The sequence below is a fragment of the Vibrio sp. TAP-3B genome (assembly GCF_057784735.1).
On the sequence record NZ_CM173495.1, the window covers coordinates 1,145,750 to 1,165,404 of the forward strand.

Genomic DNA, 19,655 nt, shown 5'->3' on the forward strand with positions numbered 1-19,655 from the left:
TATTTACCCATGTTAAGAGCGCTATATCTCGTTATTATTGCAGTTTGTATTTTACCGACCATCCCTGGGCTACTCGGGGTGGTGGTTTCTGCGCTCGGCTATATTCCCCCTATCGGTCTGAATCAAGTTTCTCTCGGTGGTTTTACTGCGGTGTTTGATTGGGAAGGAGTGTGGACTTCTATTGGCCTCACGTTCTATTCCGCCATTGTTAGTAGCTACCTTGCTTGTTTAATGACGTTTGCGATCCTTCAAGCTTCTTGGGGCTGTAAATTTTGGCGCAAAGTTGAAGTGAGCCTCTCCCCCTACTCGCGATGCCACATGTTGCCTTCGCGATCGGTTTTGCTTTTTTATTTGCACCAACGGGAATGGGTGTTCGCATTCTTCACCAGCTGTTTGGCTACGACCCAAATGCGCAAACTGTGAATGACTTGGCGTTATTGATTAAAGACCCACACGCACTGGGCTTGATCCTCATGCTAGCCATCAAAGAAGTACCATTTTTGTTACTGATGAGCATTCCAATTCTTCAACAATTGAAAGTCGATAAAATTGAGAAAGTCAGTCATTCTATGGGGTATAGCTCTGCTCAAACGTGGTGGAAATGCATCTTCCCGCAATGGTTGGTGAAATTACGTTTTCCTATGCTAGCCGTGTTGGCTTATAGCCTATCGGTCGTTGATGTTGCTCTGATCATTGGCCCAACGAATCCACCAACCTTCGCTGTACTTGTGTGGCAATGGTTCAACGACCCTGATCTCTCGCTCCTGCCAAGAGCGGCTGCGGGCGCTGTCGTATTGTTTTTTATGGCCAGCACCTTAATGATCTTTGCTCGCCTTGTTGAATGGGGCATCACCCAAGGCTTTAGACATTGGCAATATTCTGGCCGCAGTGGCTTGTGTTTGCCGGGCAAAACGGTGTTTTCTCTGATCGCTCTATTGACATTGTTAATGTTGCCTTTGATGGTAATTTGGAGCTTTGCTCAACGGTGGCGCTTCCCTGATTTACTGCCAAGTCGTTATAGCCTGCGCTTTTGGGAATATGAGTGGCAAAGTATTCTCGGAACGTTAGAACAAAGCATGTTGATTGGTATTATTAGTGCGTCGATTGCGCTGGTTTTGGCGCTGATCGCTCATGAGTACCGTTTACGTTATCGCTGGCAGATCCCAGGGTACGTCATCGCAATTCCGATGTTGATTCCACCACTATCTGTGCTATTCGGCATGCAGATTGCGACACTTTATTTCAATAACAGTGCGTACTTCTTTTGGGTATGTTGGGCTCACGTATTCTTCGCTTTCCCATTTGTCTACTTGTCACTAGATGGTCCATGGCGCAGCTTTGATAATGGGTTAACTCGTGTTGCATTAAGCTTAGGCAAATCGCCATTTCAAGCGTGGTGGAAAGTAAAGTTACCGATTCTATTACCTGCCATTGCCTTCGCTTGGGCAGTGGGGATCAGCGTCAGCTTAACGCAATACCTACCAACACTCGTGCTCGGTGCGGGGCGTATTAGCACAATAACAACGGAAGCGGTTGCTCTATCCAGTGGCTTCGATCGTCGCGTCACTGCTATTTATGCCATTTGGCAAGCGCTCTTACCGTTCATGTTTTTCTCTTTTGCGATCCTACTTAGTCGTTTACACGTTAAGTATCGCCGATTGTCTATTAAAGGTTTATTACCGAATGAGTCTTTGCCTCAAAAACCTCGCCATCCGTAAAAACGATGGCGATACACTTTTCTCCGCATTCAATATGACGGTAGATAAAGGTGAAATTGTTACCTTAATGGGTCCCAGTGGCTGTGGAAAATCCATTTTGTTGGATGCTATCGCTGGACATCTACCGACTGAATTCAATTACTCTGGGTCTATCACGCTCAACGACCAACAATTAGATGCACTACCCGCACATAAACGTCAGATCGGCATTTTGTTCCAGGATGATCTGCTTTTCCCACACCTTACTATTTGGGAAAATCTCGCTTTTGCACTCCCCAATTCAATCAAAGGTGCAGAGCGTCAAAAAGTCGCGATGGAAGCATTAAAAAACATCTCGTTGCTCAAACTTGCTGATGCCTTTCCTGACCAAGTATCAGGCGGACAACGTGCACGTATCGCCCTCATCCGCATGTTACTCGCACAACCTAAAGTCGCGCTGCTTGATGAACCATACAGCAAGCTTGATAAAGATCTGCGCGCACAATTTCGCAGCTGGGTCGTCGAACAACTACACCACGCAAACATCCCAACGCTGATGGTAACGCACGATGAAGAAGACATTCCAGAAGGCAGCCGCTGTATAAACTGGCCTTGGGAGACGAACAATGCTTGATAGTTTTAGTCTTAAAGTCATTAAGAAGCCATTAACCCAAAGCGCCAGAGTCATCGACCAGTTCGGTATAACCGCGAATCAAACGACTTTTTTTGGGTTCATCATCGGATGTTTTGCGCTACCGTCTTTGATTGCAGAACAATACACACTTGCATTAGTGTTTATTTTGCTTAATCGGTTTTGTGATGGCTTAGACGGCGCGCTAGCGAGGATTCAGGGTATAACTGACGCGGGAGGCTTTCTCGATATCAGTTTAGATTTTCTGTTTTATTCCTTGATCCCATTTGGTTTTGTATTAGCAAACCCAGAACAAAATGCCATTGCAGGTGCGTTTTTGATTTTTTCATTTGTGGGGACTGGTAGCAGCTTTTTAGCGTTTGCCATCATGGCCAGCAAACGCGGTATCGATAACCCCGTTTATAAAAATAAATCTCTCTATTACATGAGCGGCTTAACCGAGGGCACTGAAACCATTGGCTGTTTGGTACTGTTTTGTTTGCTTCCACAACACTTCGCTGTCATTGCTTATAGCTTTGGTGCCGCATGTTGGTTTACCACCGTCACACGAATATATTCCGGTTTTCATACACTGAAGTCACAACCTTAATATTGGTTCGCGCTCAACACTTGCTAAGACGGACTGTAAGCAATCGGATTTACTACGTTGATTAACCTGAGACCAGCATTCGCGAATTTCAATGCAGATACTCAGACGTGGTTCTATACTCTGGAAGTATCGGAATCATTTGGAGGTTACATGGCAAAATACATCCACTTAGGCATCATGCTCGTTTTGTCCGTAATAACATTGGGTGGCTGTAGCTCTCCCAACCCATACGGTGATTCATACGGCTCAGCAGACACAAGAAAAGTGCAACAGGTCTATTATGGAACCATAGAGAAAGTGGAACCTGTCACTATTGATGCCTCCACCCAATCCAATGCCATTGGTACTATCGCTGGCGCAGCCGTTGGGGGGATATTAGGATCTAAAGTTGGTGGCGGTTCAGGTTCGGATATTGCGGCAATTGGGGGCGGTCTATTAGGTGGGTATGCTGGTAGTAAAACCGCGGAGACAACCGCTAAGCGAAATGGGGTCAACCTGACGATTCGCCTCGAAGATGGAAAAATCATTGCCGTCGTTCAAGAAGCCAACCCTAATATGATTTTCCAACCAGGCCAAGCCGTTCAGATAAACATGTATGGCAATGATGCGCGTGTCGTTCCTCGATAACCGGCTTCCACTGCTTTATTAATCCGCTGCGCAAACAAGCACTGTTTGCGCGGCCCTTTCACGATGTAATTTGATCGTGGTCAATAGAACATCAATCTCCACCTGCTTTCGATGTTCAAATGACATCAAGTTGCTAGCATGCACCCACTTTAGATAAATTTGGGCTTGTTATGACTCTTACTGTTGACCACGTACTCCTGAATATTGCGTTAAATCTTAGCTCCAATCGCTCCCATGAGCAGCAATACCAGAGCCTGATTGATGGAGTGGCTCAAGTCTTCCCTTGCGATGCGAGTTGTCTGTTTATCTTTGATGAAGATGGTTTCCTCACCCCAGTCGCAGTAAAAGGGCTATCTAGCTCAGTGCTAGGTCGTCGTTATTTTCCTAACGCCCATCCAAGACTAAACGCGATAATTCAGAGCCGAGATCCGATCCGTTTTGATGCGAATTGTCCACTGCCCGATCCGTTTGACGGTACATTGCTCACGGAAGACCAATGCATTGATGTCCACGACTGCATGGGCTTTAGCTTATATGTCGAAGGGCAACTTGTCGGTGCATTGACGATGGACGCACTGACCGTTGGTGCATTCAATCATATCGACCCATTAACAATAGAAACCTTTGCCGCTTTAGCCGCAGCGACATTGCGTAACATCTCACAATTAAACGCACTGAAAACCCAGAACCAAAAGCAGAAAAACGTCACGCAGACGCTCATCCAACAAGCTCGTTCTCAGCATGGTGAGATGGTTGGGTTAAGTCCGCAGATCAATCAACTGCGTAATAATATTGTGACGGTGGCTCAATCAGATTATGCAGTATTGATTACCGGTGAAACGGGAACAGGTAAAGAATTGGTCGCTCATTCTGTTCACGCGCAATCCCATCGCAGTGACAAACCGATGATTTACGTAAACTGCGCCGCTCTACCTGAAGGTCTGGCAGAGAGTGAACTGTTTGGCCATGTTAAAGGCGCGTATACCGGTGCAAACGGAAACCGAGCTGGTAAATTTGAGCTGGCCAATGGTGGGACAATTTTCCTAGATGAAGTGGGCGAACTGTCTTTGATTTTACAGGCAAAATTATTACGTGTGATCCAGCAAGGTGAGTTGCAGCGCGTGGGTAGTGACCAGAATTTGATGGTTAACGTACGCATCATTGCCGCAACGAATCGACAATTAGAAAAAGAGGTCGAAGCGGGCACCTTCCGCGCCGATTTGTTTCACCGTTTAAACGTATTTCCAATCCAAGTACCAGCGCTTCGTGCTCGTGAAGGCGATATTCCCGTCCTTGCGGGTTATTTATTAGAAAAAGTGCGCCTGCAATTCAATGCACCGAATCTGCACGTTCATCCAAAGGTGTTAGCTCGGCTCGAATCTTTACCTTGGTATGGTAACGTACGAGAATTAGAACACACCTTAACTCGCGCAGCCTTGCACGCCATTCAACAAGGTGCGAGTACCATTATATTAAGTCACTTTGATGCTTCACTCGCGCTGGACGATGTTAAAAGCACATCGCATTATTTACCCAAAGAAAGTCAACCAATGCGCGAGCTCGTCGAAAGCTACCAACGTGATTTGATTGAACATGCCTTGAGCCAAACAGGTGGAGTTTGGGCAAAAGCAGCCGAGTTTTTACAAATGGACCGCGGTAATTTATATCGTATGGGGAAAAAACTCGAGATCAATAAATAGGCACTTTTAAAAACACGATGTAATTAAGACATCACCGGCGTTGTCTTAGTTACATCATCCCTCTTAATCAAAACCTACAAAATCCTTAACTTTCAAAAAGATAAGCATTGGCACGCATTCTGCTCTCTAGTGATCAACATTACGACTATTAAAACAATCACTGGAGAACCCAATATGTTCTGTATTCAATGTGAACAGACAATTCAAACCCCTACTGTTAAAGGCTGTTCTTTTTCTCAAGGCATGTGTGGCAAAACTTCTGACGTATCCGACTTACAAGACGTGTTGGTTTATACACTGCAAGGGGTTTCTTTTTGGGCATTAAAAGCACTCGAATATCACATCGTAAACGATGAAATTAACCAATGGGCACCAAAAGCTTTCTTCTCAACGTTAACCAACGTTAACTTCGACCCTGAACGTATCCTAGAGCTGGCGAATCAAGCAGCAATATACAAAGCTCTGCTTAAAGACCAAGTTATCACTGCAGCAACAATGGCAGATAAACCACTGGCCCACATCCCTGACGTGGCGAACTTTGAACTTCCCAACAGCGCAGAAACGATCCTTACCTTTGCACCTCAAGTCGCGGTGAACCGTGGCAAAGATCAAGTCCATGAAGACGTAATTGGCTTGCGTCTGCTATGTCTATACGGCCTGAAAGGTGCAGCGGCTTACATGGAGCATGCTCGCGTTCTTGACCAAACCAACAACGATATCTACGCTGAATACCACGAAATCATGGCTTGGTTGGGGACCGACCCAGAAGATCTGAGTGAGCTGCTTGATTGCTCAATGCGTATTGGCCTAATGAACTACAAAGTGATGGAAATGCTCGACCATGGTGAGACCGAAACTTTTGGTCACCCAGAGCCAACCACGGTTAACGTAAAACCAGTAAAAGGTAAATGTATTCTGGTATCTGGCCACGATTTACACGACCTAGAAAAAATCCTGCAACAAACCGAAGGCAAAGGTGTCAACGTTTACACCAACGGTGAAATGCTACCTGCGCACGGCTACCCAGAACTGAAGAAGTATTCTCATCTAGCCGGTAATTACGGCAGTGCTTGGCAAAACCAACAGAAAGAGTTCGCCAACTTCCCAGGGGCGATTGTGATGACATCAAACTGCCTATTGAACCCAAATGTGGGTCAATACGCAGATCGCCTGTTTACCCGAAGCATCGTCGGTTGGCCGGGAGTAGAACACATTGAAGGCGATAACTTCAGTCAAGTGATTGAATGTGCACTTGCGCAAGAAGGATTCAAACACGATGAAATCGAACACAACATCACCGTTGGTTTCGGCCGTAATGCATTAATGAACGCTGCACCTGCGGTTATCGACCAAGTAAAACAAGGCAACATCAAACACTTTTTCCTCGTTGGTGGTTGTGACGGTGATAAATCTGAGCGCAGTTACTACACCGACTTTACCGCAGAAGCACCAGAAGACACACTCATCCTAACGCTAGCCTGTGGTAAGTTTCGCTTCAATAAGAACACGTTTGGCGATATCAATGGCATCCCTCGCCTATTGGATGTAGGTCAGTGTAACGATGCTTACTCTGCAATCCAGCTGGCACTAGCGCTGGCAAAAGAATTTGACTGTGACATTAATGACTTACCACTCACGCTGGTACTTTCTTGGTTCGAGCAAAAAGCAATTGTTATTCTACTCACGCTATTTGCACTGGGTGTGAAAGGTATTTACACGGGCCCTACGGCGCCAGCATTCCTAACGCCAAACTTAATCGCAATCATCCAAGAAAAATTCGATATGCGCAGCATTGGCAACGTTCAGGATGACCTAAAAACCATCCTAGCGTCTTAATCCTAACCCCTCTTATTCCGCCCCCTTCGTTGTGGGGCGGCTTTGCAACAAACCAAAGAGAAGATTATGTTTTTTGAATGGCAAGGCAACCAACCTGTTACGCTCCGCTGTATCGACAAATACTTCGAAACTCATGATACCGTCAGCATTCAATTAGCCGAACTAACAGAGTTACTCCTGTTTCAGTTTAAGCCTGGTCAGTTTATTAACTTAGGTGTTGAAATCGATGGGAAAATGGAATTTCGTGCCTATTCAATCAGCTCTATCAACGAAGACGATCATCTTCAGCTAACCATAAAGCGAGTTGCAGGTGGCAAGGTGTCCAACTTCATCATTGACTCTCTATTGCTTGGCGATACGGTACAAGCACTACCGCCTACGGGGGATTTTAACTGCATTGATCACCCTCCTGTTCAATATAATGGAACAAACAAAGCACTGCTCATTAGTGCCGGCTGCGGTGTAACTCCGGTGTATTCCATGGCGAAGCACTGGCTGAGTCATCCGGATGAGAACGATAACGACGTTGATATCGCGTTTCTGCATATTGCACGCAGCCCAGAAGAGACGATTTACTACGACCAATTGGAAACATTCGACGCCGTGTATCCCCATTTTCAGTTAACGCTATTGCTGAAAAATAACGGTGGGACATCACATCCGCAAGGTCGTTTGAACGCCGACTGGCTGCAAGATCTCGTCCCAGATTTCAAACAACGTACCGTTTACCTGTGTGGTCCAAGTCAATTCATGCAAGATGTGCGCGGCTATTTGAGTGAACTCGGTTTTGACATGGCGAACTTTTACCAAGAAAGTTTTACACCTGCTACCAGTGAGCAACCAGAAGCATTAGACGAAACGGTCAGTGTCTTCGTTCCCGATTTTGCTCAAACGATTGATGCACCAAAAGGTCAAGTGTTGGCTGATGCACTTGAAGGCGCGGGCTTGCCACTTATCGTGGCTTGTCGCAGCGGCATTTGTGGCTCGTGCAAATGCAAGGTTCGTAAAGGCAGCGTCTCTTCCACCAGCCTTGAAACATTGACGCCTGAGGAAATTGAACAAGGTTATGTCCTCGCCTGCTCATCAACCATCGAAGCGGATCTTGAAGTGCAGATTGGTTAGTTCTCCAAATACAAAAAGCGCCGCGATACGTCTGTCTAGATGTTTCGCGGCGCTTTTTTTTTGATTTTGCTTCTGTTGCGACAGAAGTCTTTTAGCTAAACAACAACACTTTTAATGCCGCTTCGCTGTCCACGTCCATAAATTCTGGCGGATTATCCAGACGCTCACGGAACGTCAGCTCTGGCGCCTCTTCTTGCATGCTTTCAATCAAGAAGTCACTCGTCACAGATGGCGAGTTCACACATGCCATCACTTGACCGCCCTCTGCCAACAAATCCGGCAATCGACGTAAAATCTTTTTGTAGTCTTTAGTAAGCGCAAAGCTGCCTTTCTGGAATGAAGGCGGGTCAATGATGATCAAGTCGTACTGACCAGACTTCTTGATCTTGCCCCAAGATTTAAAGATATCGTGCCCCATAAAACTGACTTGGTTGATGTTGTGACCATTGAGTTTATGGTTTTCACGCCCTTTAGCCAGAGAGGCTTTAGCCATGTCTACGTTGACAACTTTATCCGCGCCACCCGCAATGGCAGCGACAGAAAAACCACAGGTGTAAGCAAACAAGTTAAGCACGTTTTTATGTTTGGCATGTTCGCGAACCCAATCACGACCGTAGCGCATATCCAAAAACAATCCAAGGTTCTGATTACGGCCTATATCCAACTGATATTTCAAGCCGTTTTCTTCTACAACCGGACGCACGTCTAGTTCACCAAACAGAACTTCTGACGGCGCCCCATCAGCATAACGGTGCTGGAGTACCATGGTGCGACCTTGCTTATCTGCCCACAGTTGTGATTGTGCCAATGCATTTAGGCCGCTTTTGAGTTCAGCGAGAAACGCGTCGTCCACTTCTTTAAACAAGTTAATGATTAGCTGACCTTGTAACCAGTCACACGTGATTTGCTCTAGCCCCTCAAAACGACGGCCACGACCATGAAACAGTCGACGAATTTCATTCGGAGCTTGCGCGAGCTCGGTTTCTAAATGCTGAAAAAACAGCGGAAGTTGTGATGCTTGCATCGAGTTCTCTTAATCTATTTTTTTCAAATGTTTATTTGATGGTTGGCCAGTTCAATTCCCAAGGACTTAACCACGAGTCAATGCCCTGAGACACAACCTTGGAATGCCATTTACTCCCGAGTGCTTGGTAATCTCGTGGATCGCAGATAAAACGGAACAGTTTCTCTTGATAAGTGAAACACAGGGAGAACGCATGCAGATAGCCACGGTCGGCTTCGTTACCCGCATTATAAATAGGATCGCCAACAATACCCGACCCTAGCGACTTTAATGCCACACGAATTTGGTGCGTTTTACCAGTATGTGGTTTACACAAGAATAGGCGCTCACCCGGCTCAGCAACAAGAGAGAAAAACTGAGTCACTGCCGGGTTTTGTTTGCTGTTTAGCAGTTTCCATGAAGAACGACGTGAGCGCTCCATATCACCAACGACCAAACCTTGTTTCTTTTTAGGCTTTTTCGCACCAATCGCTAGGTAGAACTTTTCCACCTGGCGATCAGCAAAAGCTTGAGACAACAAACTCGCGGCTCTGGCATTGCGTCCGAGGAGCAAAATACCCGATGTCATTTTATCTAATCGGTGAACAAGATAAAGCTGATCGTCACCACTCTGCTTTGCCACTTCTTGCACCAGCATCGTGTCACCATCATCTTTGTGTACAGAGACATTAGGATGCTTATTGACGATCAGAAAATCTGGATGGGTATGTAGGATATCGAACATAAAAAACTGGCTCCATGTTTGGAGCCAGAAGTATACATAAGATATCGGACAAAGCCATCGAGGCTTACGCTATAGCTTCTTAGAAAGCACCCCTGCAAGGCCAATAATTGCGATACCAAGTACCATAATTTCGCCTTTACCGCTGTCAAAGCCAGACTTAATGCCCATGAAAGCGACAATAGCAATCGCGACAGGAATAACGAATTTCACGAGGTTGTACCATAAGCCAAATAATGGGAATGACACTTCACCATCATTCGTAATCTCTTTTTCTAACTCAGCGCGATTTAAGCGCCAGCCAGCAAAAATACACACCAACATACCGCCAACCGCTAGGAAGATTTTATCTGTTAATAAATCGAAGATATCAAACGCACCAGTTCCAAACAGTGTTGGCCCCATGCCTCCCAACGATAGTGATGCAAAGATACATAATGTTGCCATTACAGCACTTGCCGACAGAACCGCCTTCGAACGCTTCATGCCTTTCTCATCAATGAGGTAAGAAACAACGACCTCAAGCAGAGAAACTGAAGACGTCAACGCAGCCACAGTCAAACCAATGAAAAACAACAATGCCAATAATAACCCGATAACACCACCCATTTCTGCAAATAGCTGAGGTACCACGACGAACACTAAACCCGGACCTGCCGCTGGCTCCATGCCGAATGCAAACATCGCAGGGAACATAGCAACCCCCGCCAGAATCGCCACGCCAGTATCCATTGCGGTGACCATACCCGTGGTTTGTATCAGGTTCTCTTTCTTCTTCAAATAAGAGCCGTAAGTCATCATACAGCCCATTCCTAAGCTGAGAGAGAAGAAAGCTTGACCCAAAGCGGCAAGAACGACGTTACTGTCTACTTTAGAAAAATCCGGCATGAACAAGAATTCTAGGCCCGCCATTGCGCCTGGCAACATCAAGCCCTTCACAGATACAATGATCAGGATTAAGAATAAAAGCGGCATTAGAATCTTACCCGCTTTTTCGATACCACCAGAGATCCCCTTCATGACAATCAGCACATTGAAGACTAGATATATGCCCATCCACATCAGTGGTTGTATTGGATCAGAAATGAAGCCACCAAAACTATCTCCGATAGCTTCTGGGGTACTGAGTAGGCCACCACCCACTTTAAAAATGTAAGCTAATGCCCAACCGCCAACGACAGGGTAAAAGCCCATGATCAAAAGACCACTGCAAACACCAATCACGCCAGTAAATGTCCAGCGACGATCGGTTGTTTTAAATGCTCCTACGGCAGACAGGCCAGTTCTACGACCAATAGCGAATTCTGTCAGCATTACGCTAAAGCCGATAAAAAGAACAAAGAAAAGGTAGATCGCAACGAACGCACCACCGCCGCTCTCACCTGCTGTGTAAGGGAATTTCCATATATTGCCTAAACCAACAGCGGAGCCCGCTGCTGCCATTACGAAGCCTAGTTTAGACCCCCACGTATCACGTGGTGCTGCTGTATTAGTTGTAGCCACGCTTTTTCTCCAAAATTAGGTTGTTGTGTATGCATAGAGATAGGCGTCTAAAAGTTAATGTAAAAGTTATTGTACACTTTAAAAACAAGTGTTTGACGCACTATGTATAGCAAGTAAAGCAGTTAGCCATTAAAATTGGAACCCCAAAAAAGTATATTTATCGTGCTAATGTAACCTTACGCAGGTCAAATGCTGCTTTTTTGTTCGAAAGTTAAAAACTGGCCTTGAATTTCACATTAAAACAACAGAACCCCCTGTTACGAAACTCATCCCTCATGTAAGGTCAAACTCACTTAGTAATGGGAAATCTGTTTCCCCCAACCCACTTTTATGCTTAATATCCTAGAAGGGCATATTACTCTGAGCGTATATGGACAAGTTTTATCATTTCCTTACTCTAGCTAGCATCGGCCTATATTGGTTGTTGGTCGCTGGTATTACTATCCGAGTCGTTTTAAAGCGACGCGCTGTCAGCGTGTCTTTAGCTTGGCTCATGATCATTTATATTCTTCCGGTCCTTGGCGTCGCATGTTATTTCCTCTTTGGCGAACTAAATTTAGGTAGAAAGCGAGCTGAACGTGCAAAAAAAATGTTTGCCCCCTTCCAAAAGTGGTTCAGCCAACTGGATGATTGTAATGCCCACAAGCCAGAAACGATGGGCCGACATATCTATCGAATTGATGAGCTTTGTAACAACCGCCTTGGTCTTCCTGCACTTAGTGGTAATACCCTGTCATTACAGCATTCGCCCAATGAGATCTTGCATTCCATCATTGAAGATATCGAAAACGCCCAAACAAGCATTCGCATGGTGTTCTACATTTGGCACCCAGGTGGTTTGGCCGACTCTGTGGCTTCAGCACTAATACAAGCCGCAAAACGAGGTGTCGATGTTAAGCTCCTGCTTGACTCTGCTGGCAGCCCACGCTTCTTTAGAAGTCACTGGTGTAAAATGATGCAGGATGCAGGGATTGAGGTTGTCCAAGCGCTAGAAGTAAAAATGTGGCGTATTTTCCTGCATCGTCTCGATCTTCGTCAGCACCGTAAAATCATCGTGATTGATGATAAGATTGCTTACACTGGCTCAATGAACCTTGTCGACCCCGCTTACTTTAAACAAAATAGCGGCGTAGGCCATTGGGTTGATATTATGGTTCGTATCACTGGGCCAACTGTCAACGTTTTAAGCGCAATCCACTGTTGGGATTGGGAAGTCGAAACTGGCGAACGTCATCTACCTAAGCTGCCAGAGTGCAAAATAGATGAGCGAGAATTCCAGCACCCAATTCAGGTCGTCCCCTCTGGCCCAGGGATGCCAGAATACCTTATCTACCAAGTCCTCACGCTTGCTATTAACCAAGCCAATCGCTCCGTCAGAATCACCACACCGTATTTCGTCCCAAGTACTGATTTGCTGGAGACTTTAAAGATGACAGCGCAACGCGGGATCGATGTGGAGTTAATTATTCCGCACAAAAATGACTCCATGATGGTGCAATGGGCTTCACGCGCCTTTTACAGTGAATTACTGAGCGCGGGGGTGAAAATTTATGAATTCTACGGCGGCCTGCTTCACTCTAAATCAGTCGTGATTGATGAACAATTCTGTTTGGTTGGTACCGTTAACATGGATATGCGTAGTTTATGGTTGAACTTTGAAGTGACATTGGCAGTGGATGATGAAGAGTTCACTAAGCAGATGTCATGGCTACAGGATAACTACATCAAACAATCTCATTCCATTGTGCAAAAAGATTGGGAAAAGAGAAGTCTACTTTCTCGATTCTTAGAGCGGGTTTTCTACCTTTTCAACCCGCTGTTATAAAGTCTCTGTATCCAACCTTTTGAGCTTAAGACAAATCCCACACCGATCTCGTTTGTGTGGGATTTTTCTATCTTCTCTGGTGTGCCTACACCTAAATATCATCAAGGTGCTTAATTCAGTTTGCCGAGTTGTGTAAACCATAATCTTCGAGGCTCTATGGCTATATACGACTTTTCCCTTGCAAACGAACGATGGTCCATGTTTTAAATAAAGAAATCGTTTCATTTAGATAGGAAATCTTTATGTCAGAAGGAAAAAAAACCAAACTCATTACCGCTGGCCGCAATAAAAAGTGGACTAACGGTGTTGTAAACCCCCCAGTTCAGCGCGCTTCAACGGTTGTATTCAATACCGTCGCAGAGAAAAACCAGGCAACGATCAACCGTACAAATAAAACCTTATTCTACGGACGCCGAGGCACGAACACGCACTTTGCTTTTCAGGATGCGATGGTCGAGATCGAAGGGGGAGCAGGATGTGCTCTCTACCCATGTGGAACCGCGGCGATTTCCAACACCATTCTGTCTTTTGTCGAAACAGGCGATCACATTCTAATGGTGGATACGTGTTACGAACCGACGCGTGAATTTTGCAATACCATTATGAAGAAAATGGGCATTGAAACCACATACTACGACCCGATGATTGGTGAAGGTATCCGCGATTTAATTCAGCCAAACACCAAAGTGCTTTTCCTTGAGTCTCCGGGCTCAGTCACAATGGAAGTGCAGGATGTGCCAACGCTGGCTCGTATTGCTCATGATCACAATATTATCGTGATGTTAGATAATACATGGGGAGCGGGTGTGAACTTCTCACCATTTGCACACGGTGTCGACATCTCTATTCAAGCAGCAACGAAATACATTGTTGGTCACTCTGATGTCATGTTGGGTACTGCCGTCGCATCAGAGAAGTATTGGGACCAATTGCGTGAACAAAGTTACTTGATGGGTCAGTGCGTCTCTCCTGACGACGCTTACTTAGGCCTACGTGGTATCCGAACGTTGGATGTCCGCCTCCGCCAACATGCCGAAAGTAGCTTGAAAGTGGCGAAATGGTTAGCCGCTCGCCCAGAAGTCGATCATGTTCGTCATCCGGCTTTAGAAACCTGTCCTGGCCACGAGTTTTTCACACGTGACTTTACTGGCGGTAACGGTTTGTTTTCATTCATTCTCAAAACGTCCTGCCCAAAAGCCACCACGGCCCTGCTTGATGGCATGAAACACTTTAGTATGGGTTACTCTTGGGGAGGCTTTGAGAGTCTAATTCTTGCTAATGAGCCTAAGAGCTTTAATAGCTTGCGTACCGTCGCACACCCGCACTTTGAAGGGACACTTATACGGATTCATATCGGCCTAGAAGATGTGGATGATTTGATTTCTGACCTAGAGGCTGGATTTGCACGATACAATGCGCTAGTTCTTGAAAAAGAAGCCTCAATGTAATCATTCATTGAATCGCCCTGCCGTGCAGGGCTTTTTTATCATTAACGTACATTCTCTGTAATAACGTGCTCGTTACCAAATGCTATTGGTTTTGTTTCTTCGGGCACCCAACTAGATGGTCATCAACCATACCAACCGCCTGCATAAAAGCGTAGCAAATGGTCTCACCGACAAACTTAAAGCCTTTCTTTTTCAAGAATTTGCTCATGGCTCTAGATTGTTCAGTTGAGGCTGGCACCTCATTCATATCTTGCCAATGGTTTACGACTGTTTGGCCATCAACAAACTGCCATAAAGCTTCGGATAAACTGCCATATTCTGCTATTAACTCTTTTGCGGCCTTCGCGTTAGCGAATACGGAGTTAATTTTCCCACGATGTTTAACTACATCAAAGTTTTCAACGATGAATTCAGTTCGTTCCTCATCACGGTGAACTAACACATCCAAATCATAATGCTCAAATGCTTCGCGATAGCCTGTCCGTTTCTTCAAAATGGTAAGCCAACTAAGGCCAGCTTGTGCCCCCTCAAGCGTAATGAATTCAAATAATACTTTATCGTCATACACAGGCACTCCCCATTCAGCATCATGGTATTCTCGCTCTAAAGGGTGATTCATCGCCCAAGCGCAGGTTTTGTGCTCTGTCATTACTTGTCCTTATAAAAACGCCTCTAGCCCACCAGCTAGAGGCGCTCAAAATTTGCATTATGGTTACTGTGGCACTGCCACTTTGTGGAATAGACGATACAACACTGGCACGACAATAAGTGTCAGAACAGTCGCAAAACCCAAACCAAACATAATTGTTACTGCCATTGGCTTGAAGAAGATATCCGGTAGCAACGGAATCATCCCTAGAATGGTGGTGATTGCCGCCATACATACTGGCCGCACACGACTCACAGCCGCATCAACTACCGCATCATAGGCTTCTTTACCTGATTTCATCTCAATCTCAATTTGATCGAGCAACACGATACCATTTTTCAGTACCATGCCCGATAAGCTCAAGAAGCCCAGAAGCGCCATAAAACCAAATGGCGTATCTAAAACCAACAAGCCCGTCGTTACCCCTATCAGTGCCAAAGGCACCGTTAACCAAACGATTAGCGGCTCTTTGATAGAATTAAACAAGAACACCGTGACCAAGAACATGAACAAATAGCCCATCGGCATGGTGGTAAACAGCGACTCTTGGGCGTCTCCAGAAGACTCGTATTCACCGCCCCACTCCAATGAATAGCCTGGTGGCATTTCGATGGCTTCTATTTGTGGTTGTAAGCGTTTTTGCAGTGTTGACGCGGTTTCTTCACTGAGAATATCTGGATCAGCCATGACCGTTAGCATACGCTTACGGTTTTTACGCACGATGATTGGATCTTCCCAGCGCATATCGTATCCCATTGTCACCTGTTGCAATGGGATAAACTCGCTCTGTGCTGGACTCCATATTTTCATTCCCTCGATATTACGAATATCAATACGCTCATCTTCTGGTAATCGAGCCACGATTGGCATCAAGGTTGTACCATCGCGATAAATACCAATCGTCTTGCCAGAAAAAGACATGGATAAGAAATCATCCACATCCGACTTCGTAATGCCATAACGACGCGCTTGGCTTTCATTAAACTGAGGCTCAAGGACTTGAGTACGTTCACGCCAGTCATGCCTGATGTTCGTTGCCTCCGGATCGGCGTACATGATATCCATAATCTTAGCCGCGATAGTACGAAGAACCGTTGGATCAGAACCAATCACTCTCGCTTCAATTTTTGCGCCGCCACCAGGGCCTAATTCAATCTGCTTCAATTTGTAGTTAATTTCTGGGTAATTGGCTGTTAAGTGTTGTCGGAAATTCACCATTAACGGAGCCAACGCCTCGTAATTGTCCATGCGAGCAGTTATTTCACCGTATGAAGCATAACTTTTTTCAGGCGCATACGTTAACATAAAACGCTGTAAGCCTTTGCCTGCCGTTGTGGTGATGTGGTCAACATGTTCTTGCTTTGCCAACCAGCTATCCAATTCTTTCAACGTCGCGTTGGTAGCTCGAATATCAGAACCTTCTGGCAACCATACGTCTAATTGGAAGATCGGGGTCGTTGATGATGGAAAGAATGCTTGTTTCACAAAAGTGAACCCATAAACACTCACAGCAAGCCCGGCAACTAACACGACAACGGTGAACCAAGCTCGGCGCATGCAAAATTCGAGGAACTTTTTGTATAAGACAAAAACAACCCCATTGTAAGGGTCATTCTCCTCCCCTTCTCCTTGTTTAATTTTCTGACCTTTAAAGAAAATATCAGCGAAAAATGGTGTCAATGAGATCGCTGTAAACCAACTGAGCATCAAGGAAATAAGCAATACTGTAAACAGGGTGCCACAATATTCACCCGTCGAATCTTCAGATAGGCCTATTGGGGCAAATGCGGTTACCGCAATGACAGTTGCCCCAAGCAAAGGCCATTTAGTCTGGGTAACAATATCGGTGGCGGCTTGTAATCGAGTTCGCCCTTTTTGCGTGCCAATTAATATGCCTTCAACGACTACGATAGCGTTATCCACCAGCATCCCCAGCGCGATGACTAACGCACCTAAAGAGATACGTTGTAGATCAATCGCCAAGTATTTCATGAAGATAAACGTTCCCAGCACCGTCAGTAGCAAGATAAGGCCAATCAAGAGCCCAGAACGTAACCCCATGAAAAACAACAGAACGATAATAACGATCCCAACCGCTTGAGCGAGGCTAATGACAAAGCCACTGACCGATTTATCTACTTCTTTGGGTTGACTATAAATTTCCGATATTTCGATCCCTATCGGTTGCTGATATTTCAGCTCTGCTAGTCGATGATCAAACGCTTTTCCAACTTCAACAACGTTAACGCCTTCCGCAAAAGAAATACCAACATTGAGAGCTAAACTGCCATTAAAGTTGATGATATTACTCGGAACTTCGACATAACCGCGTTTTATTTCCGCCACATCCTTTAAGAAGATCAATCCCTGCGCGCCGGACTCGGTGATCAACAAATCACCCAGTTCATCAACGCTTTGAAACTCGCCCGTTGGCTGGATCCTGATATATTCATCACCGATTCTGATCGCCCCCGCATCAGAGACCACGTTTTGCGTCGAAAGAAGATTGAACACTGTATTTGGTGACAAGCCAATACTGCTCAGTTTCTTCATCGAAACTTCAATGAATACTTGCTCTTGTTGCTGACCAGAAACCGAAACTTTACTCACACCATTAACAAGTTCGAGCTCTCGACGTAAGTAGTCGACATAATCAAGCAACTCCTTATAGCTATAACCGTCACCAGTCACGGCCAGTAAAATGCCGTAAACATCACCAAAATCATCAATGACTTGGGGCTCATTTACGCCTGGCGGTAAGGTCCCTTTGAGATCATTCACTTTTCGGCGCAACTCATCCCAAATTTGCGGAAGATCATCTGGGCCATAATTGTTCTTCATTGTTACGGTGATTTGCGACAAGCCTCGGCTGGAGATCGAGTTCACTTCATCGACGTACGTCAGTTGCTGAACCGCTTTTTCTATTGGATAGGTAACCTCTTCCTCTACTTGCTGAGGCGTTGCCCCTGGGTATGACGTCACAACCATTGCATCTTTGATAGTAAATGCTGGGTCTTCAAGACGCCCCAAACCAAAGAATGCGGCAACACCGCCAATTAAAAAGATCAGCGCCACCATCCAACTGATCACTCGGTTTCGGATAAAGTACGCTGCAACGCCCGTTACGTCATCATCACTTTGAGGCGCAGTCTTATTTAGATCACTCATAGACCGGCCTCCTGTTTAGTCGATTCTTTTATCACTTCCACTTTCATGCCATCTCTTAGTCTAGAAATACCCGCAACAACTACTTCGTCATTAAGTTCTAGCCCCTCAAGGACCTGAATCGATGTTTTGGAGGCCTTGCCCGTACGAACCTGTTTGCGAGATATCGTCCTATCCTCATTCAGCACCCACACAAATTTATTATCGCGACCAAGCCCATCGCCGTCTGCATTAAAAATCGCTTCGATCGGGACGTTAATTCCAACGTCTAATTCGAGGCCGATGTTCTTGTCTTTTGATGTCACTTCCACGGCCATCCCATCTAGAATGTATTCTTGCTCCGGCATAGGCAGCGAAAGTGTGACGGTGAACGTTCCTGTGGCTGGCTCTGGTTCGGTAGTGAACTCTTTAACGGTAGCATTGTATTCATTACCACTTGGCACACGCACAACCGCGTTAATCGATGTAAGTCGATCTTCCGTCGGCGGCTGCTTCACATACAGTCGGTCAGCAAGTTGGATGAGGACTTCAACTCGCTCTAAGCTGTGGATATTCACAATGTATTGGCCGACCTGTACGTTCTCAAATTGATCGATATTCACTCGGGAAATGACTCCATCGACAGGGGCTTTTAATGTGGTAAACGATAAACGAAGCTTGGCCAAATCCAGCTCAGCCAAGGCGATTTGTCGCTGCGCTGCAATCTCATCAAACTGTGACTTGGCTAATAGACCTTTATCGACAAGAGGACGAGAACGACGATATTGGCTGTCCACAACCGAAAACCGTGCGGTAGCATTATCAACCACCAACTTATAGTCCGTTGGATCTAAAGTCGCGATAACGTCACCTTTGCTCACCTTGTCTCCTTCTCTAACCATGACGCGGCTGACTTCTCCGGCGACTCTAAAACTTAAGTGAGAGCGATCAGCGGCATTCGCTACCGCAGGAAAATACAGGTTATCGTCGACTTTACTTCCTTCTAATGAAGCAATTTTGACTCGTGGTGTTTCTACCTCTTTATCTGGCGCTTTTTCTCCACAGCCAACAAGCAACAATGCAAAGCAGAGACACAGGGAACTTCTGATTCCTTTCAT

The 19,655-nt window shown here is 45.6% G+C and carries 14 protein-coding genes and 1 pseudogene; 9 read left to right on the forward strand and 6 right to left on the reverse strand.

Annotation, left to right across the window (positions count from 1 at the left end):
* Positions 1–9 precede the first annotated feature (9 nt).
* From AC3D28_RS05345 to AC3D28_RS05375, 7 genes and pseudogenes are all read left to right on the forward strand, one after another.
* A pseudogene (locus AC3D28_RS05345) lies at positions 10–1,718 on the forward strand (ABC transporter permease).
* Positions 1,684–2,331, forward strand: a complete 648-nt coding sequence (locus tag AC3D28_RS05350; RefSeq protein WP_488535790.1) for an ATP-binding cassette domain-containing protein — start codon at positions 1,684–1,686, stop codon at positions 2,329–2,331. Before AC3D28_RS05345 ends, AC3D28_RS05350 begins: the two are co-directional and overlap by 35 nt.
* On the forward strand, positions 2,324–2,938 hold the full coding sequence (locus tag AC3D28_RS05355) for a CDP-alcohol phosphatidyltransferase family protein (protein ID WP_098415388.1): 615 nt from the start codon (positions 2,324–2,326) through the stop codon (positions 2,936–2,938). Before AC3D28_RS05350 ends, AC3D28_RS05355 begins: the two co-directional genes overlap by 8 nt.
* A 150-nt stretch (positions 2,939–3,088) precedes the next feature.
* Entirely contained in the window at positions 3,089–3,565 is a 477-nt protein-coding gene (locus AC3D28_RS05360) for an outer membrane lipoprotein (RefSeq protein WP_488535791.1), read from the forward strand.
* A gap of 170 nt (positions 3,566–3,735) precedes the next feature.
* Positions 3,736–5,265 carry a nitric oxide reductase transcriptional regulator NorR gene (gene norR, locus AC3D28_RS05365; RefSeq protein ID WP_488535792.1) on the forward strand — a complete coding sequence of 510 codons (1,530 nt, stop codon included), beginning with the start codon at positions 3,736–3,738 and terminating at the stop codon, positions 5,263–5,265.
* Positions 5,266–5,439: 174 nt separating this feature from the next.
* Complete coding sequence (gene hcp, locus AC3D28_RS05370; protein WP_488535793.1) at positions 5,440–7,101, forward strand: hydroxylamine reductase; 1,662 nt, start codon at positions 5,440–5,442, stop codon at positions 7,099–7,101.
* Positions 7,102–7,167: 66 nt separating this feature from the next.
* Positions 7,168–8,223 (forward strand): FAD-binding oxidoreductase, encoded by a 1,056-nt coding sequence (locus tag AC3D28_RS05375; protein WP_488535794.1) that lies wholly within the window; start codon positions 7,168–7,170, stop codon positions 8,221–8,223.
* Between the two features lie 91 nt (positions 8,224–8,314).
* On the opposite strand, the gene AC3D28_RS05380 is transcribed toward AC3D28_RS05375, so the two are convergent.
* From AC3D28_RS05380 to AC3D28_RS05390, 3 genes are all read right to left on the reverse strand, one after another.
* Positions 8,315–9,247 (reverse strand): class I SAM-dependent methyltransferase, encoded by a 933-nt coding sequence (locus AC3D28_RS05380; protein WP_488535795.1) that lies wholly within the window; start codon positions 9,245–9,247, stop codon positions 8,315–8,317.
* A gap of 31 nt (positions 9,248–9,278) precedes the next feature.
* Positions 9,279–9,971, reverse strand: coding sequence for a TIGR01621 family pseudouridine synthase (locus tag AC3D28_RS05385; RefSeq protein WP_488535796.1), 693 nt, complete (start codon positions 9,969–9,971; stop codon positions 9,279–9,281).
* A gap of 69 nt (positions 9,972–10,040) precedes the next feature.
* Complete coding sequence (locus AC3D28_RS05390) at positions 10,041–11,411, reverse strand: sodium-dependent transporter (protein ID WP_488536059.1); 1,371 nt, start codon at positions 11,409–11,411, stop codon at positions 10,041–10,043.
* Between the two features lie 430 nt (positions 11,412–11,841).
* Here AC3D28_RS05390 and cls point away from each other — a divergent pair, with 430 nt between their 5' ends.
* A complete protein-coding gene (gene cls / locus AC3D28_RS05395; protein WP_098415380.1) occupies positions 11,842–13,296 on the forward strand; it encodes a cardiolipin synthase in 1,455 nt (484 codons plus the stop codon).
* Positions 13,297–13,538: 242 nt separating this feature from the next.
* Positions 13,539–14,744, forward strand: coding sequence for a cystathionine beta-lyase (locus tag AC3D28_RS05400; RefSeq protein WP_488535797.1), 1,206 nt, complete (start codon positions 13,539–13,541; stop codon positions 14,742–14,744).
* A gap of 82 nt (positions 14,745–14,826) precedes the next feature.
* Here the strand turns inward: AC3D28_RS05400 and AC3D28_RS05405 are convergent, their stop codons facing one another.
* From AC3D28_RS05405 to AC3D28_RS05415, 3 genes are all read right to left on the reverse strand, one after another.
* Positions 14,827–15,393: a DNA-3-methyladenine glycosylase I gene (locus AC3D28_RS05405; protein ID WP_488535798.1), complete on the reverse strand. Its 567-nt coding sequence runs from the start codon at positions 15,391–15,393 to the stop codon at positions 14,827–14,829.
* 63 nt (positions 15,394–15,456) lie between these two features.
* Positions 15,457–18,561 carry an efflux RND transporter permease subunit VmeI gene (gene vmeI / locus AC3D28_RS05410; protein WP_488535799.1) on the reverse strand — a complete coding sequence of 1,035 codons (3,105 nt, stop codon included), beginning with the start codon at positions 18,559–18,561 and terminating at the stop codon, positions 15,457–15,459.
* The gene (locus AC3D28_RS05415) at positions 18,558–19,655 is read right to left on the reverse strand and encodes an efflux RND transporter periplasmic adaptor subunit (protein ID WP_488535800.1); all 1,098 of its coding nucleotides are present in this window, start codon (positions 19,653–19,655) and stop codon (positions 18,558–18,560) included. The genes vmeI and AC3D28_RS05415 overlap by 4 nt, the downstream gene beginning before the upstream one ends.

Excerpts from the sequence above, each read along its gene's own strand:
- AC3D28_RS05355 (WP_098415388.1), top strand. The coding sequence starts at position 2,324 with ATGCTTGATAGTTTTAGTCTTAAAGTCATTAAGAAGCCATTAACCCAA.
- AC3D28_RS05360 (WP_488535791.1), top strand. The coding sequence starts at position 3,089 with ATGGCAAAATACATCCACTTAGGCATCATGCTCGTTTTGTCCGTAATA.
- AC3D28_RS05405 (WP_488535798.1), bottom strand. The coding sequence starts at position 15,393 with ATGACAGAGCACAAAACCTGCGCTTGGGCGATGAATCACCCTTTAGAG.
- hcp (WP_488535793.1), top strand. The coding sequence starts at position 5,440 with ATGTTCTGTATTCAATGTGAACAGACAATTCAAACCCCTACTGTTAAA.
- norR (WP_488535792.1), top strand. The coding sequence starts at position 3,736 with ATGACTCTTACTGTTGACCACGTACTCCTGAATATTGCGTTAAATCTT.
- AC3D28_RS05385 (WP_488535796.1), bottom strand. The coding sequence starts at position 9,971 with ATGTTCGATATCCTACATACCCATCCAGATTTTCTGATCGTCAATAAG.
- AC3D28_RS05350 (WP_488535790.1), top strand. The coding sequence starts at position 1,684 with ATGAGTCTTTGCCTCAAAAACCTCGCCATCCGTAAAAACGATGGCGAT.
- AC3D28_RS05415 (WP_488535800.1), bottom strand. The coding sequence starts at position 19,655 with ATGAAAGGAATCAGAAGTTCCCTGTGTCTCTGCTTTGCATTGTTGCTT.
- AC3D28_RS05390 (WP_488536059.1), bottom strand. The coding sequence starts at position 11,411 with ATGGCAGCAGCGGGCTCCGCTGTTGGTTTAGGCAATATATGGAAATTC.
- AC3D28_RS05400 (WP_488535797.1), top strand. The coding sequence starts at position 13,539 with ATGTCAGAAGGAAAAAAAACCAAACTCATTACCGCTGGCCGCAATAAA.
- AC3D28_RS05375 (WP_488535794.1), top strand. The coding sequence starts at position 7,168 with ATGTTTTTTGAATGGCAAGGCAACCAACCTGTTACGCTCCGCTGTATC.
- vmeI (WP_488535799.1), bottom strand. The coding sequence starts at position 18,561 with ATGAGTGATCTAAATAAGACTGCGCCTCAAAGTGATGATGACGTAACG.
- cls (WP_098415380.1), top strand. The coding sequence starts at position 11,842 with ATGGACAAGTTTTATCATTTCCTTACTCTAGCTAGCATCGGCCTATAT.
- AC3D28_RS05380 (WP_488535795.1), bottom strand. The coding sequence starts at position 9,247 with ATGCAAGCATCACAACTTCCGCTGTTTTTTCAGCATTTAGAAACCGAG.